Annotated in this window: 21 protein-coding genes; 13 read left to right on the top strand and 8 right to left on the bottom strand. The window is 66.6% G+C overall.

Going from position 1 to position 14,858, the window contains the following annotated elements:
• Positions 1-215: LEPR-XLL domain-containing protein (locus LQR33_RS18765; protein WP_231470071.1), on the bottom strand; the 215-nt coding region annotated here is incomplete at its 3' end.
• A gap of 228 nt (positions 216-443) precedes the next feature.
• On the opposite strand from LQR33_RS18765, the gene LQR33_RS18760 reads away from it, so the two are divergent.
• Positions 444-1,217, top strand: coding sequence for a class I SAM-dependent methyltransferase (locus LQR33_RS18760; RefSeq protein WP_166440959.1), 774 nt, complete (start codon positions 444-446; stop codon positions 1,215-1,217).
• Here LQR33_RS18760 and LQR33_RS18755 read toward each other — a convergent pair.
• Genes LQR33_RS18755 through LQR33_RS18745 form a run of 3 tightly spaced genes read right to left on the bottom strand, consistent with a single transcriptional unit; the run spans position 1,209 to position 3,273 of the window.
• Positions 1,209-1,556: an antibiotic biosynthesis monooxygenase family protein gene (locus tag LQR33_RS18755; protein ID WP_166440958.1), complete on the bottom strand. Its 348-nt coding sequence runs from the start codon at positions 1,554-1,556 to the stop codon at positions 1,209-1,211. The two genes, LQR33_RS18760 and LQR33_RS18755, sit on opposite strands and share 9 nt — an antisense overlap.
• A complete protein-coding gene (locus LQR33_RS18750) occupies positions 1,553-2,647 on the bottom strand; it encodes a cytochrome P450 family protein (RefSeq protein WP_166440957.1) in 1,095 nt (364 codons plus the stop codon). Before LQR33_RS18750 ends, LQR33_RS18755 begins: the two co-directional genes overlap by 4 nt.
• Positions 2,644-3,273: a DUF6058 family natural product biosynthesis protein gene (locus LQR33_RS18745; RefSeq protein ID WP_166440956.1), complete on the bottom strand. Its 630-nt coding sequence runs from the start codon at positions 3,271-3,273 to the stop codon at positions 2,644-2,646. Before LQR33_RS18745 ends, LQR33_RS18750 begins: the two co-directional genes overlap by 4 nt.
• 80 nt (positions 3,274-3,353) lie before the next feature.
• Here LQR33_RS18745 and LQR33_RS18740 point away from each other — a divergent pair, with 80 nt between their 5' ends.
• A complete protein-coding gene (locus tag LQR33_RS18740; protein WP_231470070.1) occupies positions 3,354-4,064 on the top strand; it encodes an ArsR/SmtB family transcription factor in 711 nt (236 codons plus the stop codon).
• A gap of 14 nt (positions 4,065-4,078) precedes the next feature.
• Here LQR33_RS18740 and LQR33_RS18735 read toward each other — a convergent pair whose 3' ends face one another.
• Positions 4,079-4,474: an acyl-CoA thioesterase gene (locus tag LQR33_RS18735; protein WP_166440954.1), complete on the bottom strand. Its 396-nt coding sequence runs from the start codon at positions 4,472-4,474 to the stop codon at positions 4,079-4,081.
• Positions 4,475-4,711: 237 nt separating this feature from the next.
• Positions 4,712-5,008, bottom strand: coding sequence for a DUF2325 domain-containing protein (locus tag LQR33_RS18730; RefSeq protein WP_021475592.1), 297 nt, complete (start codon positions 5,006-5,008; stop codon positions 4,712-4,714).
• A gap of 208 nt (positions 5,009-5,216) precedes the next feature.
• On the opposite strand from LQR33_RS18730, the gene LQR33_RS18725 reads away from it, so the two are divergent.
• The 4 genes from LQR33_RS18725 to LQR33_RS18710 all read left to right on the top strand — a co-directional run bounded on the left by LQR33_RS18725 (position 5,217) and on the right by LQR33_RS18710 (position 7,886).
• Entirely contained in the window at positions 5,217-6,530 is a 1,314-nt protein-coding gene (locus tag LQR33_RS18725) for a Na+/H+ antiporter family protein (RefSeq protein ID WP_231177488.1), read from the top strand.
• A gap of 1 nt (position 6,531) precedes the next feature.
• Positions 6,532-6,759 (top strand): SlyX family protein, encoded by a 228-nt coding sequence (locus LQR33_RS18720; protein WP_221664906.1) that lies wholly within the window; start codon positions 6,532-6,534, stop codon positions 6,757-6,759.
• Between the two features lie 87 nt (positions 6,760-6,846).
• Positions 6,847-7,122: a hypothetical protein gene (locus LQR33_RS18715; protein WP_221664905.1), complete on the top strand. Its 276-nt coding sequence runs from the start codon at positions 6,847-6,849 to the stop codon at positions 7,120-7,122.
• 257 nt (positions 7,123-7,379) lie between these two features.
• Positions 7,380-7,886, top strand: coding sequence for a hypothetical protein (locus tag LQR33_RS18710; protein ID WP_221664904.1), 507 nt, complete (start codon positions 7,380-7,382; stop codon positions 7,884-7,886).
• Between the two features lie 50 nt (positions 7,887-7,936).
• Here the strand turns inward: LQR33_RS18710 and LQR33_RS18705 are convergent, their stop codons facing one another.
• Both LQR33_RS18705 and LQR33_RS18700 read right to left on the bottom strand, forming a co-directional pair.
• On the bottom strand, positions 7,937-8,512 hold the full coding sequence (locus tag LQR33_RS18705; RefSeq protein ID WP_166440950.1) for a GNAT family N-acetyltransferase: 576 nt from the start codon (positions 8,510-8,512) through the stop codon (positions 7,937-7,939).
• A gap of 23 nt (positions 8,513-8,535) precedes the next feature.
• A complete protein-coding gene (locus tag LQR33_RS18700) occupies positions 8,536-9,441 on the bottom strand; it encodes a DMT family transporter (protein ID WP_231470069.1) in 906 nt (301 codons plus the stop codon).
• Between the two features lie 55 nt (positions 9,442-9,496).
• Between LQR33_RS18700 and dapC the strand changes: the two genes are divergently transcribed.
• The 7 genes from dapC to LQR33_RS24435 form a co-directional block, all read left to right on the top strand.
• On the top strand, positions 9,497-10,702 hold the full coding sequence (dapC, locus tag LQR33_RS18695; protein WP_231470067.1) for a succinyldiaminopimelate transaminase: 1,206 nt from the start codon (positions 9,497-9,499) through the stop codon (positions 10,700-10,702).
• A 67-nt stretch (positions 10,703-10,769) separates the two neighbouring features.
• Positions 10,770-11,591: a 2,3,4,5-tetrahydropyridine-2,6-dicarboxylate N-succinyltransferase gene (gene dapD, locus LQR33_RS18690; protein ID WP_166440947.1), complete on the top strand. Its 822-nt coding sequence runs from the start codon at positions 10,770-10,772 to the stop codon at positions 11,589-11,591.
• A 318-nt stretch (positions 11,592-11,909) separates the two neighbouring features.
• Positions 11,910-12,728 carry an ABC transporter ATP-binding protein gene (locus LQR33_RS18685; RefSeq protein ID WP_166440946.1) on the top strand — a complete coding sequence of 273 codons (819 nt, stop codon included), beginning with the start codon at positions 11,910-11,912 and terminating at the stop codon, positions 12,726-12,728.
• Positions 12,721-13,506: a lipid asymmetry maintenance ABC transporter permease subunit MlaE gene (gene mlaE, locus LQR33_RS18680; protein ID WP_166440945.1), complete on the top strand. Its 786-nt coding sequence runs from the start codon at positions 12,721-12,723 to the stop codon at positions 13,504-13,506. The genes LQR33_RS18685 and mlaE overlap by 8 nt, the downstream gene beginning before the upstream one ends.
• Before the next feature lie 11 nt (positions 13,507-13,517).
• The gene (gene mlaD, locus LQR33_RS18675) at positions 13,518-13,985 is read left to right on the top strand and encodes an outer membrane lipid asymmetry maintenance protein MlaD (RefSeq protein WP_021475582.1); all 468 of its coding nucleotides are present in this window, start codon (positions 13,518-13,520) and stop codon (positions 13,983-13,985) included.
• A gap of 71 nt (positions 13,986-14,056) precedes the next feature.
• Positions 14,057-14,689: an MlaC/ttg2D family ABC transporter substrate-binding protein gene (locus LQR33_RS18670; protein WP_166440944.1), complete on the top strand. Its 633-nt coding sequence runs from the start codon at positions 14,057-14,059 to the stop codon at positions 14,687-14,689.
• On the top strand, positions 14,689-14,858 hold a 170-nt coding region (locus LQR33_RS24435; RefSeq protein WP_414626567.1), incomplete at its 3' end, for an STAS domain-containing protein. The genes LQR33_RS18670 and LQR33_RS24435, both read left to right, overlap by 1 nt.

Here is a 14,858-nt window from a genome sequence, read left to right as displayed (position 1 = left end):
GCCGCGGCCACGGCCGCCGCCTCCCCATGCCGCTGCTGCGCGTCCACGCGCGCCGCGTCGTGCGCGGGGTCGACATGATGCGCGGCCTCGCCTACCGAAGCCGCCACCGCGCCGTCGAACATCATCCTGGGCTCCAGCGCCTGCAGCAGCAAACGGCCGGCCGGACGCCCAGCCTGTTTGGCCGGTTCCCGGCCCGTCGATTTCCACCATGCCATGTTCCTGCTCCCACACCTGCGCTACGGCAGCCGCCGATTGCGTTTGAATAAAAATGCCCCTGCTACAGAAATAGACTAGTTGAGGGCATAAAAAAATGTCGTATGAGTAAAGGTCCTTTAGATAAATCTACGTATCACCCTCGCGCGCGACGAGCGCCATCCCGGCGCGGCCGCTTGCGACGCGGCCTCGCATCCCGTATCGTGCGCAACAGTTTTGAAGGATTCCCGATGACCGCCACACCGCTTTACTGCGCCGAGCCTGCCCGCCTCGACGCCGCCCGCCGCCTGAGCGAACGCTTCGCCCTGCCACTGATCAAGCAGCGCCCGGCCGACGGCTACTGGCTGGAGCTGGGCTCCGAGCGACTGGAATTGCTGACCACCGGCAAACACGGCGCGGTGTACGCCGAATTCGTCGAAGGCGCAGCTCGGCACCGCCGCGAACAAGGCGGCGGCCGCGGCCAACCGGTGGCCAAGGCGGTGGGTTTGAAAGGGGCGAAGGATTTGCCCCACGTGGCCGACGCCACCGCCGGCCTGGGCCGCGACAGCTTCGTGCTGGCCACTCTGGGCTGCCGGGTGACGATGGTGGAGCGCTCGCCGGTGGCGGCGGCGCTATTGGCCGACGCGCTGGAGCGGGCGGAGCGCGACGAAGCCACCCGCGACATCGCCGCGCGGATGACGCTGGTGCACGCCAACTCGCGCGACTGGCTGGCGGGATTATCGGCCGACCAGCGGCCGGATGTGGTCTTCGTCGATCCGATGTTCCCCGACACCGACAAGAAATCGGCCGCCGCCAAGAAAGACATGCAGGCTTTCCAACACGTGATAGGCGACGACATGGACAGCGCCGAGCTGCTGGCCGCCGCCATCGCCGCCGCCAAAGTGCGGGTGGTGGTGAAACGGCCGCGCCTGGGCGCGGCCATCGCCGGCGTGAAGCCGTCGGCGGTGCTGGACGGCAAATCCACCCGCTTCGACCTCTACGTGATCAAAGCCCTCTCAAGCTGAGTGCGCCGCACGGCTGTCCGGCGGCGCCTGCCGGCGGTCGGCCTGCCCGTAGTCGCGCAGCACCGCCGCCACCCGCAGCCGGTAGTCGGCGAACACGCCTCCCCGCCCCGCCGCCTGCGCCATCCGGTGCGATTCCAGATTGCGCCAGGCGGCAAGCGCCGCCTCGTCCCGCCAGAACGACAGCGACAGCAACTTGTCCGACTGATTCAGGCTCTGGAAACGCTCGATGGAGACAAAGCCGTCCATCGTCCGCAGCTGCTCCGCCAGCCGCGCCGCCCATTGCAGATAGGCCTCGCGCCCGCCCTCGGCCAGCATCGCCTCGAATATCACCGCGATCATGCTCGTTCTCCCGCGCCGAAGCGGCGCATTCTGATATTGGGCGGACCATCAAAGGTGACGCCGCCGCCCAAGGCCCGCCAGTCCGGACGGCTCTCCTCCAGCGCATGCAAAGCGCCGCAGGCGGTGGCCAAGGCCAGCGCCTCCCCCGGACAAGCGTGCCGGCTGCGGCCGAAATCCATGCACTCTCCCCTTGCCGCCGGATCATGCGCGGCGGCGGCCAGCAGCACCAGCACCTGATCGCCGGCTTTCAGCCGCTGTCCGGCCAACTCAATGTCCTCCGCCACGAAACGCCGGGTATGGTGCAACACCGGGTCTAGCATCAAACGCGCGCGCCACTCGCCGGGATCGGCATGCATCCATTCGCCCAGGCAACGCCAGGCGATGCCGGCCGACAGCAGCCCCGCGCCGGCATCGCGGCTCTGGAACAGGATGCCGAGCAGATTGGCGCATAAGACGGCGGCGTCGAGACCGACAAACTCGGCGCGCCAGCGCCGCAGCCAGCCCTCGGCCGGCAGCGCGGCGAGATCGGCCAGCAAGATCCGGCAAGCCTCCGCGCCCCGTTCGCGCGCAACGGCGTCGGCATCGACCGCCAAGGCCCCGCACACCCGCGCGATCCCTGCCGCCGCCTCCGCCAGCGCGGCTTCCGGCCAGCCCAGCAGCGAAGCCAGCGTGGCGACTGGCAGAAAATCCACCAGCGCGTCCAGCCTGAGGCCATCGACAGCGCCGGTCGCCAAAAAAGCCCGCGCCAGCCGCCGCGCGGTCAGCTCCGCCTCGTCGCAGGGCAAGGACGCCAGGCCCTCGCCCACCGCCGTCCGCAAGCGGGCATGCGCGTCGCCCTCGCTCATCCGCAGCCAGCGGCCGAACGCCTCTCCCAGCGGTGCCCCGGCGATGCCCGCCGGCACCTGCTCCCGCGCCGGCCTCACGCGGCAAGCCGGGCTTTCCATCACCGCGTCCACCGCCCGGCGCGAGGCGGCCAGCCATAAGCCCAGCGCCTCATCGCGCCGCCAGCCATCCCGCGCCAATTCGCGGTAATAAGGATAAGGATCGGGATGGCCGGCGGCGGCCAGCGCGTGCTTCGGCCAGCCGCTCACGCCTCGCCTCCCAGGTATCGCCGCCGCGCGCCGTCGACGCAGCGCGCGCGGGAGCTGGCCGCGCGTTCATGCGGGGCGAACCATGCTTCGGCCTCGTCCAGCAGGTCCACCGCCCGGCGCAACAAGACCAGCTCGGCCTCCGGCAACGCCGGCCGGGTCTGGCGCTCGGTCAGCCGGTCGATCAAGTCCACCAGCGCGCCCTTGGCCGCGATCTGCTCCACTCGGCCATGACGGGTGCAGACGCCATAGGCGCCGGCCAGGAAATGCGCCCATTCCTCGTCCAGGCCCGCGGCAGGCTCGGTTGCAGGCAGCCCTTGCTCCGCCAGCCGCGCCAGCTCGGCCCGATAGCGCCGCTCGAAACGCGCGCGCAGCGTCGCCGCGTCGGCATGCTCGGCCTCGATCAGCCACTCGGCCATCGCCTGCGGATACCAGGCCAGCTCGCCGTCCAGCGCCTGCTCGCCGAAGTAAGACGTGACGGCGCCGGCGCAGCTCACCTTGTAAGAAGACAGGGGCGCGCGGCCCTCGCTCTGCAACGCCGCCAGCCGCTCCGGCGCCAGGCCGCAGCGGAACAGCAGCTGCGGCTCGCTCAAGAAATAGGTGTGTAGATAATCCAGCAGGGCGCGCATGGCTCAACTCCTTGGCATGTCGTTCGAATGCCCGTATCGTAGCCGGCGGACTGCCACGATGTTTCACGCTGGAGTGAACCATGACCAACACCCATCTCCCCGACATCAGCCGCCTGGCCAGCCTGCTGGCCGATCCCGGCCGCTCCCTCATGCTGCTGCTGATGCTGGACGGCCGCAGCTACCCGGCCAGCGAACTGGCGCAGCACGCCGGCCTCAGCGCCCAGGCCGCCAGCAACCACCTGGCCAAGCTGCTGCAAGGCGGCGCGGTCAAGGTAGAGCGGCATGGCCGCCATCGATACTACCTGCTGGCCAATGCGGCCATCGCCCAGGCTCTGGAGGCGCTGAGCGCCGCCGCCCACGGCCACGATCTGGCCCGGCCGCGCGCGGCCAGCCGGGTCCCGCCGGAACTGCGGCTGGCGCGCACCTGCTACGACCACCTGGCCGGCAGGCTGGGCATCGCCATCGCCGACGCGATGCTGGAAAACGGATTGCTATTGCTGGATGAAGACAGGCAGTTCGCGGTGACTGCAGCCGGCCGCGGCTGGTTCGCCGCGACGCTGGCGGTGGAACCGCCGGCCGGGGGCAAGCGGCCGCTGGCGCGGGCCTGCCTGGACTGGAGCGAGCGGCGGCCGCACTTGGCCGGAGCCCTCGGCGCGGCATTGTGCCGGGAATTCCTGCGGCGGAACTGGGTGGAGCGGCGGCTGGACAGCCGCGCGCTGCGCGTCACGCCGGCCGGGCAAGCCTTCCTGCGAGAGCAGTGGGGCATCCGCCCGGAAACGCTGATGGAATAGACGCGACGGCAGACTCAGGCGGTCAGCCGTTCGGCGAAGCCGTCCGGAATGGCGGGACGGCCGCGCTCGTTGATCGCGGTGCCGATCACCAGGCCATCCAGCACCACCTTGCCGTCGGCCGCGCGCACCACCTGCTGGCGGAAGCCGAAGCGCACTTTGGACACCGCTTCAAAAGCCACGGTGACGACGAAGCGGTCGCCGCTGGTCAGCGAGGCCTTGTAGTCCATCTCCGAGCGCACCACCACCAGATTGATCTTGTCGCGCGCCAGCTGGGCGAAATCGATGCCTTTCGCCAGCAGAAACTCGTGCCGGGCGTGCTCCAGATAATTGAAATAGACGCCGTTGTTGACGATGCCCTGCATGTCGCACTCGTAGTCGCGCACTTTGAATTCAACGGAAAAGACTGACATCAAGCGGTTCCCTGTTTCGAAACGATGAAGCGCCCGCCGCGGCGGACAAGCCGCTTGGACGCCGACGATGGCAGGGAGTTTCTCAGATAGGCGGCCAGGGAACCAGCGCCGCCACCCGCTTTCAGCGCCTGGCAGGAGCCGGCGGCGGCGCGACCCGCCGCCATTCCACCTTGGGCGGCGCCTGCAGCGCGGTGCGGCCCAGCAGCCAGGCCAGCCAGTTCTCGTTGCCGGAAAAAATCATGACAGCCTCCTCCAGCCATGATGGCGCAAGCGCTGCTCGACGGCGGTGGCTGAGCGGCGGCAGGCCAGCACCGGGATGCCCAGCGCGGCGGCGCGGTCGCGGTAATGCCGCATCACGTTGTGGCCGAGAAAATCGGTGAGCAGGATCAACACGTCCGGCCGGCCGGGCAGCGCCGCCTTGCGCTGATGCGCGACGTTGCGGCCGCAGATGTGGCGGGCGATGCGGATGTCGTACAGGCTCAGCACCTCGGGAATATTGCCCAGGCTATCGGCTCCCACCAGCAGCGCTTCCATCTTGCCTCCTTGCCGCTTCGCGCGGAATCGGGTGATGGTTTGACTGTAAAGCGGCCCCATAATCTCTCAAAGTAATAATAAATTTTATTTCAATATCAATTTGATATATAGATGGCATGAAAGGTCAGACTGCTAGACAGGCCCCGGCAAACCCGTTACCCTGCCCGCCCCGCGCAGCCGCGCATAAGCCACTGATTTGTCTATACAAATGAATGCCGTTGTTCTAGCCGTGGGCGCCATGCTCACCCTGACCCTGCTGCGCACCCATGTCGTCATCAGCCTGCTGATCGGCGCTTTGGTCGGCGGCCTCGCCGGCGGACTGTCGCTGCCCGCCACCCTCGCCGCCTTCAACCAGGGCATCACCGGCGGCGCCTCGGTGGCGCTGTCCTACGCCTTGCTGGGCGCCTTCGCCGTCGCCATCGCCAAGTCCGGCCTGCCCCACGCGATGGCCGACCTGGCGGTGAAGAAGCTGGAGCACGCCAGCGCCCACCGCAAGCTGAAATGGACGCTGATCGGGCTGCTGGGCTGCGTCAGCGTCGCCAGCCAGAACCTGGTGCCCATCCACATCGCCTTCATCCCGATGCTGATCCCGCCGCTGCTGTACGTGATGGCGCGGCTGCAGCTGGACCGCCGGCTGGTGGCCTGCGTGATCACCTTCGGCCTGGTGACGCCCTACATGGTGTTTCCGGTGGGCTTCGGCGACATCTACCTGAAGCAGATCCTGCTGGGCAACGCCGCCAAGGCCGGCATGGACACCTCGGGCATCAACGTGATGCACGCGATGGCGATTCCGGCGCTGGGCATGGTGGCGGGCCTGCTGTCGGCGGTGTTCATCAGCTACCGCAAGCCGCGCCGCTACTCGCTGGGCAAGATCGAAAACGCCGAGCGCACCCACGCCCGCGTCAGCCGCAAGTCGCTGGCCACCGCCTTCGCCGCCATCGTCGCCGCGTTCTCGGTGCAGCTGTACACCGACTCGATGATCATGGGCGCGCTGTCCGGCTTCCTATTGTTCCTCGCCGCCGGCGTGGTCAAGTGGAAGGACGCCGACGGCGTGTTCAACGAGGGCATGAAAATGATGGCGATGGTGGGCTTCACCATGATCACCGCCCAGGGCTTCGCCGAGGTGCTGCGCGCCAGCGGCGAGATCGCGCCGCTGGTCAAGGCCGGCGCGGCGCTGTTCGAGGGTCAGCGCTCGCTGGCGGCGCTGGCGATGCTGGCCATCGGCATGACGGTGACGCTGGGCATAGGCTCGTCGTTCTCCACCGTGCCCATCCTCACCGCCATCTACGTGCCGCTGTGCGCCCACCTGGGCTTCTCGCCGATGGCCACCGTGGCCATCATCGGCACCGCGGGCGCGCTGGGCGACGCCGGCTCGCCGGCGTCGGACTCGACGATGGGCCCGACCTCGGGCCTGAACCTGGACGGCCAGCACGACCATATCCGCGACACGGTGATCCCCACCTTCCTGCACTTCAACCTGCCGCTGATGACCGCCGGCTGGCTCGCCGCGATGGTGTTGTAGAATGGCGGGCATGAACACCGAAAACGAAAACCGCGTCGAGGCGCTGGAAGTGCGCCTCGCCTTCCAGGACGAGCTGCTGGACGCGCTGAATGCCACCGTCGCGCGCCAGCAGAAGGAAATCGATCTGCTGCAGCAGCAGATCCGCCTGCTGTACCAGCAGTTCAGAAACGCGCAGCCGGACGACGGCCCCGGCGGCTCGCCGCGCGACGAGATTCCGCCGCACTACTGAGCGCGGCGCGCTTCGCGCCGCGCGCGTCTCCCCGTTCACCGCATATGGGCAGCGCATTCCGCGCCGCCCATATTCGGGGAGGCCGCCATGCGCACCTTTCGGCTTCATCTGGGCAATGGGTTCGAACACACCTTCACCTGCGGCCAAAACGACAAGCTCACATTTCTGGTCAACGGCAGCCCCGCCGACTGCAGCGTCTTCGACATGACGGACGCTAGCGCGCCCAAGCTGCTGAGCCAGCAGAAATCGATCTCCCCCGGCAATCTCTCCAGACCGGTCTCGCTCAAGGCCAACACCCGCTACAAGGCGCAGATCAATCCCCACGGCGATCCCAAGCTGTCCCATGCCACGATCAGCTGGTGAACGCCGCCTTATCGAAAAAACAGGTTTGCAAATACGAAATCATGCAGACAAATGCGTCGATATACCTGCTTTTATAGGATATTTACCGACATAAATCGGCTGGCCGCAATCCCAGTATCCGCGCGCCGCCTCCCACGCTAGGCTGGTCTTACTTTCCGCCGCCTCTGCGGCCGCTACCCGGAAACGGAGACCCTCCATGACCGCGACACGCCCTCACGCCTTCTGCTGTTGACCAACCCAACGCAGGAGTACCCGACATGGCACACAGCATCGCAGTGAACGTTCCCGCCAGGCAGGAAATCGAAGCCGCCGACGGCGTCGTCAAACAACTGAAGGAGTATCAGTCGAAAAACTGGGCGATCGGCCTGAACGGCGACAACCTGGCGCCGGACAATTTCCTGGCCTTCTTCACCGAGCGCCAGTTGCCGTTCGCCTACTACGTCCGCGCTCAGGGCGTCAGCGTCGGCGAGCCGTCGGCCTATCAGATCAACATCGACACGCTGAACCACTACGTCGCGCTGATCCGCAGCTCCGAGGGCATCGCCGTGCACGGCGCGATCACGCAGCTGAACCACTACAAGGCCAATAATTGGGCGATCGGCCTGAACGGCAGCACGCTGCAGCCGGACGACTTCCTGCCCTTCTTCGACACCCGCGGCGTGGCGTTCGCCTACTACGTGCGCAGCGGCGGCGTCGAACTGGGCACCCCGGCCGCCTACGACAACAATATCCGGGCGCTGCAACAGTATCTGGACAATCTGTAAACTCCCGCTTCCCGCCCCGCCGGCTCTCGCCGCGGGGCGGCCTTCCTTCCTCAGTCCCGCTTGCGCCGCCGCGACACCGTCGCCTCGATGTTCTTGCGGCCGATCAGCTTGGCCGGCTCCGGCATCGCAGGCGCTTCTGTCGCCCCCAGCCACTTGTACATCACCAGGCAGTCGACCAGCCCGTGAACCGCGTGACGGTAGGCCCGCGGCAGCCGGCCGACCACGTCGAAGCCCAGCTTCTGCCACAACGCCACCGCCGCCGCGTTGGTGGCCACCACGCTGTTGAACTGCAGCGCCAGAAATCCCCGCTCCCGCGCGCGTTGCTGCGAGTGCTCGCACATCGCGCGGGCCACGCCCTTGCCGCGCGCGGCCGGCGCCACCATGTAGCCGCAGTTGCCGACATGGCCGCCGGGCCCGGCGGCGTTGGCCTTGAGGAAATAACTGCCCAGCAACTGGCCATCCTCTTCCGCCAGCCAGGTTTCCAGCGGCGCCTCGCACCACAGTCGGCGCGCCGCCTCCTGGTCCATGTCCGGATCGAAAGCGTAGGTTTCGCGGGCGGCCACCACTTCGCGGAATACCGGCCAGAACGCCGCGAAATCCCGCGGCTCCATCAATCTGATCTGCATCTTGTCTTTCCGATTCTCGATACTCAAGGCGTAGGCTGCGGCTTGTTGCCGGGCCGGCTCATGCCGCCAGACAACAGGCTGGCGCCGGCGATCAACGCGCCGCCCAACCACTCCTGCGCCGACATCCGCTCGCCGGCCAGCAGATAGGCCGACACCGCGGCGAACACCAGCTCCATCAGCATCAGCGTCATCGCCTGGGTGGCCGGAATGATGGACAGGCCGTACTGCGACACCACGCTGGTGCATAGCAGCACCACGCCCAAAATCGACAATACCAGCCAGCTTTCGGCCGGGATCTCCAGCATCCTGGGGAGATCGCCGCTCTGCAGCAAGCTGAACGCGCCGATCAGCGCCACGCCGAACCACACCGTCGCCGATTTCACCGGCACCGGGATGCCGTGCGAGCGGCGGCTGATCACATTGCCCAGCGCAAAGGCCATGCCGCCCGACAGCGCCAGCCACTCGTAGCGGTGGGTCAGCGGCAGCTCGCCGGCGAACAGCTCCGGCCGGTAGATGAACACGCCGCAGCCCAGCAGCGACAACCCCACCACCGCCCAGCCGCGGCGGGTCAGGTGCTCGTGCAGCAGCAGCCACGACCATAGCGCGGTCCACAGCGGCGACAGGTAGAACAGCAGCAGCACCCGCATTACCTGGCCTTCGGCCACCGCCATCGTATAGCTGAAATTGCACCAGCCGAACAACAGCGTCAGCAGCACCAGCACCGGCTCGAAATGGAACTGGCGCCGGTACACCTTGAAGAACAGCGCCAGGCCGGCGGCGATGGTGACCAGATAGGTAGCCAGCGAGGCCATAGGCACGCTGACGCCCTGGGCGTTGAGGCTGCGGAACGGGTACCACATCAGCCCCCACACCAGCGCGGTAGTGAGGATGCCAGAGGTGGCGACGATTTTTTGTTTTACAGGTGTCATGGCTGTTCTTAAGATGGTCGATTGCCTGTGCCGAATTTCCGATGGAGACGCCGCTTTGAATCCCCGCCTGGACCAATTGCACCCCTATCCGTTCCAGCGCTTGGCGACGCTGCTCGCCGATGCCGACCCGCCGGCGGCATTGCCGCACATCAGCCTGGCGATGGGCGAGCCCAAGCATCCGGCGCCGCAACTGGTGAAGGACGCGCTGTGCGCGAATCTCGCCGGTCTGTCCGGCTACCCGGCGACACAAGGCACGCCGGCGCTGCGCCAGGCCTGCGCCGACTGGGCCGAGCGCCGCTACGGCGTGAAGCTGGACCCGGCGGGCGAAGTGTTGCCGGTCAACGGCAGCCGCGAAGCGTTGTTCTCGCTGACCCAGTGCCTGATCAATGCCAGCGGCTCAGTCAAGCCAGTGGTGGTGTCTCCCAATCCCTTTTACCAGATTTACGAAGGCGCGGCACTGCTGGCCGGCGCCGAGCCCCATTACCTGAACTGCGAGGCGGAGAACCGCTTCCAGCCGGACTGGGACGGTGTGCCGGATGACATATGGCGGCGCGCGCAGCTGGTGATCGTCTGCAGCCCCGGCAATCCCACCGGCGCGGTGATGGATCTGGCCGCCTGGGACCAGCTGTTCGCGCTGTCGGACCGCTACGGCTTCGTGATCGCCAGCGACGAGTGCTATTCCGAGATCTATTTCGACGCGCCGCCGCTGGGCGGCCTATCCGCCGCCCGCGCGCTCGGCCGCGGCCTGGAGCGGCTGGTGATGCTGACCAGCCTGTCCAAGCGCTCCAATGTGCCTGGCATGCGCTCCGGCTTCGTCGCCGGCGACGCGGCGGTGCTGAAACAGTTTTTGCTGTACCGCACCTACCACGGCAGCGCGATGAGCCTGACGGTGCAGGCGGCAAGCCAGGCCGCCTGGAACGACGAGGCGCACGTCGAGTCCAATCGGGCCGCCTACGCCGCCAAGTTCGCCGCCGTGCTGCCGCTGCTGCAGCCGGTTCTCGAGGTGGAGAGGCCGGAAGCCGGCTTCTACCTGTGGGCGAAGGTGCCGGACGGCGACGACGCGGCCTTCGCCCGCGCGCTGTTCGAGCAGCGGCACGTGACCATGCTGCCCGGCAGCTATCTGGCCCGCGACGCCCACGGCGCCAACCCCGGCCGCGGCTACGTGCGCATCGCGTTGGTGGCGGAACAGGCCGAATGCGTGGCCGCCGCGCAAAGGATTGTAGAATTCATCCAGACCCAGCGCGCCGCGACGCCGGCGTGACACTCCGCCACAGGACCCAGAATCACAGATGACGACTTCGATTCACATTGCCAAAGGACTGAACCAGATGCATCCGATCCAAAGCCTGATCGAACAGGCATTCGAAAACCGCGCCGAAATCACCCCCGCCACCGTATCGCCGGAACTGAAGGCGGCCATCGAGCAAGTGATCGCCGAGCTGGACGCCGGCCGCCTGCGCGTCGCCGAGAAAAACGGCGCGGAATGGGTGGTCAACCAGTGGGTGAAGAAGGCGGTGCTGCTGTCCTTCCGCATCCGCGACAACGCGGTGCAGGACGACGGCGTCAACCGCTACTTCGACAAAGTCGACACCAAATTCTCCGACTGGAGCCAGGCCCGCTTCCAGGAAGCCGGCTTCCGCGTGGTGCCGGGCGCGGTGGCGCGCAAGGGCAGCTTCATCGCCAAGAACACCGTGCTGATGCCGTCCTACGTCAATATCGGCGCCTACGTCGACGAAGGCGCGATGGTGGACACCTGGGCCACCGTCGGCTCCTGCGCCCAGATCGGCAAGAACGTGCACCTGTCCGGCGGCGTCGGCATCGGCGGCGTGCTGGAGCCGCTGCAAGCCAACCCCACCATCATCGAAGACAACTGCTTCATCGGCGCGCGCTCGGAAATCGTCGAGGGCGTGATCGTCGGCGAGGGCTCGGTGATCTCGATGGGCGTATACATCGGCCAATCCACCAAGATCTACGACCGCGAAACCGGCGAAGTGATGTACGGCCGCGTGCCGCCGGGCTCGGTGGTGGTGTCCGGCAACCTGCCGTCCAAGGATGGCAGCCACAGCCTGTACTGCGCGGTGATCGTCAAGAAAGTGGACGCGCAAACCCGCAGCAAGACCAGCATCAACGAGCTGCTGCGCGGCGTGTAATCCCGATCCAAGACGCCTCCCGGCGTCTTTGCGCCGGCCGCGAACCGATCCCCGGTCGCGGCCGGTGTGCCATTATGGCAACACCCCTGCCCCTGTCGCAATGACATAGGCATCAAATTGCGGCGATTTTGCACACCGTAACATAGCGAGATTTGGCGCAAAGTCGCCAACGCTATAAAATCCAGCTATTCGAGACCGGATAGTACGCTACCATAAACCGCGGCCGGCCTGATTCCCGCCGGTAGCGAAGCAGGTTGAATTTCACCGTCGTAGCGGGGTCAGATACGAGACCCCTCTTTCAAGCTGTTTGGAATTTTTGTGTCCACAGACCATTTCATCGAATTCAGGAACGTCAGCTTCGCCTACGGCGATCGGCCCATCCTGAAGAACCTTACTCTCAGCGTGCCGCGCGGCAAGCTGGTCGCCATCATGGGCGGCAGCGGCAGCGGCAAGACCACGCTGCTGCGGCTGATCTCCGGCCAGATTCGTCCGCAATCGGGCGAAGTGCTGGTGGACGGCCGCGACATCGCGCGGATGGGCCAGTCCGAGCTGTACCAGCACCGCCGCCGCATGGGCATGCTGTTCCAGTTCGGCGCGCTGTTCACCGACCTGTCGGTCGCCGACAACGTCGCCTTCCCGCTGCGCGAGCACACCAAGCTGCCGGAAAGCATGATCCAGGACCTCGTCACCATGAAACTGGAGGCGGTGGGCCTGCGCGGCACCCAAAAGCTGATGCCGGCCGAGCTGTCCGGCGGCATGGCGCGCCGCGTCGCGCTGGCGCGCGCGATCGCGCTCGACCCGCAGTTGATGCTGTACGACGAGCCCTTCACCGGCCTGGACCCGATCTCGCTGGGCGTGATCGCGCTGTTGGTCAAGAAGCTGAACGACGCGCTGGGCACCACCGCGGTGATGGTGACGCACGACGTGCACCAGTCGCTGGCCATCGTCGACCACGTGCTGTTCGTCGCCAATGGCCAGATCATCGCCCAGGGCACGCCGGACGAAGTCCGCGCGTCCGACTCCCCATGGGTGAAGCAATTCATCAACGGCGAGGCCGACGGACCGGTGCACTATAACTTCCCCGCAGCCACCTCGCTGGCTGCGGACCTGGGTCTGCAAGGAGGCGGGCATGCTTGATTTTCTGACCTCGCCGCTGCGCCGCCTCGGCCATACCACCATCAACGCCGTCTGGCGGCTGGGCTTCGCCGCCCGCTTCCTGGCCGCCATCCTGCTCAACAGCGGCCAGAGCCTGCTGCGGCTGCAGATGACGATACGCGAGATCTACTTCGCCGGCGTGATGTCGCTGATCATTATCGTCGTCTCCGGCCTGTTCGTCGGCATGGTGCTGGGCCTGCAGGGCTACACCACGCTGGCCAAGTTCGGCTCCGCCGACGCGCTGGGCGCGATGGTGGCGCTGGCGCTGCTGCGCGAGCTGGGCCCGGTGCTGGCCGCGCTGTTGTTCGCCAGCCGCGCCGGCAGCGCGATGACCGCCGAAATCGGCCTGATGAAGACCACCGAGCAGCTGGACGCGATGAGCGTGATGGCGGTCAACCCGATGGCCCGCGTCATCGCCCCGCGCTTCTGGGCCGGCGTGATCTCCATGCCCATCCTGGCCGCGCTGTTCAACGTGGTCGGCATCTTCGGCGGCTATCTGGTCGGCGTGGTGATGATAGGCCTGGACGCCGGGACCTTCTGGTCGCAGATGCAAGGCAATGTGGACCTGCACTACGACGTGATCAACGGCATCATCAAGAGCTTGGTGTTCGGCATCGCAGTGACGCTGATCGCCGTGTTCGAAGGCTACGACGCCACCCCGACCGCCGCCGGCGTATCGGCTGCCACCACCCGCACCGTGGTCACCTCGGCGCTGGTGATCCTGGCCCTGGATTTCGTGCTGACCGCCTTCATGTTCTAGGAATAAAACGAATGAAACGCTCTACCATTGATTTATGGGTCGGCATCTTTGTCGCCCTCGGCATCGCCGCCGTCGTCTTCCTGTCGCTGAAAGTGGCCAACCTTACGCCGCAGAGCGCGTCGCAAACCTATGTCGTCTACGCCGACTTCGACAACGTCGGCGGCCTGAAGGTGAAGGCGCCGGTCAAGGAAGCCGGCGTGCTGGTGGGCCGCGTGTCCGACATCCGCCTGGACCCGAAGACCTACCGCGCCCGCGTCGCGCTGAACATCGACAAGACCTACCAGCTCAGCGACGACGTCAGCGCCTCGATCCTGACCTCCGGCCTCTTGGGCGAGCAATACATCGGCTTGCAGCAAGGCGGTTCGGAAACCAATCTGGCGCCCGGCGGCACCATCACCATCACCTCATCGGCGCTGGTGCTGGAACAGTTGATCGGTAAATTCATGACCGGATTTACCGGCAAAGACGCAAGCAAATAGCGTCGCAAGCGGGGCCAACCCTCCTCGCGGCACCGCGTGCCGCCCGACTAGTGAAAAATGGAATGTCGCAAATGAAGAAACTGCTTACCCTGTTCTGTCTGATGCTGGGTCTGTCCTCCACCCAGGTTCTGGCCGCCGCCGACAACCCGGTCGAGCTGATCAAGGACGGCTCGCGCCAAGTGCTGGACATCCTGAAGCAAGACAATGGCAAGAACACCAAGCAAGTGCGTCAGCAGGCCGAAGCCGTCGCCGTGCCGCTGTTCGACTTCCCGCGCATGACCGCGCTGGCGGTCGGCCTGGGCTGGCGCCAGGCGTCGCCGGATCAGCGCAATGAGCTGACCCAGCAATTCCAGACCCTGCTGGTGCGCACCTACTCCACCACCATGACCCGCTTCAAGACCGCCCAGGTCAACGTGCAACCCAACCCGGTGGCCGGCGCCAACGGCAAGGACGTCACCGTGAAGTCCAGCGTCACCCTGCCGGGCAACGCCAATCCGGTGTCCGTCGACTACGTGCTGAACAAGGGCGACAAGGGCTGGAAGATCTACAACGTCAGCGTGGAAGGCGCCAGCCTGGTGACCGTGTACCGCAACAGCTTCAACGAGGAAATCCGCAAGAACGGCGTGGATGGCCTGATCAAGCTGCTGCAGGACAAGAACGCCGGCCCGGCATCCGCCGCTGCGGCCGCCAAGGGCAAGGGCTGATGCTGAACGCCACCGCCCCCGGCGCGGCCAGCCTGTCCGGCCGCATCGACATGGCCAGCTGCGCCGGCTTGGCGCGGCCGCTGGCCCAGCTGGCGGCCCAGGGGCCGCTGCGGCTGGACCTGTCCGGCGTAGAAAGCGCCGACTCCGCCGCGCTGGCCCTGCTGCTGGC

This window comes from Chromobacterium piscinae (assembly GCF_021129175.1).
Classification (GTDB): domain Bacteria; phylum Pseudomonadota; class Gammaproteobacteria; order Burkholderiales; family Chromobacteriaceae; genus Chromobacterium; species Chromobacterium piscinae.
This window is presented reverse-complemented; position numbering and strand designations above follow the sequence as displayed.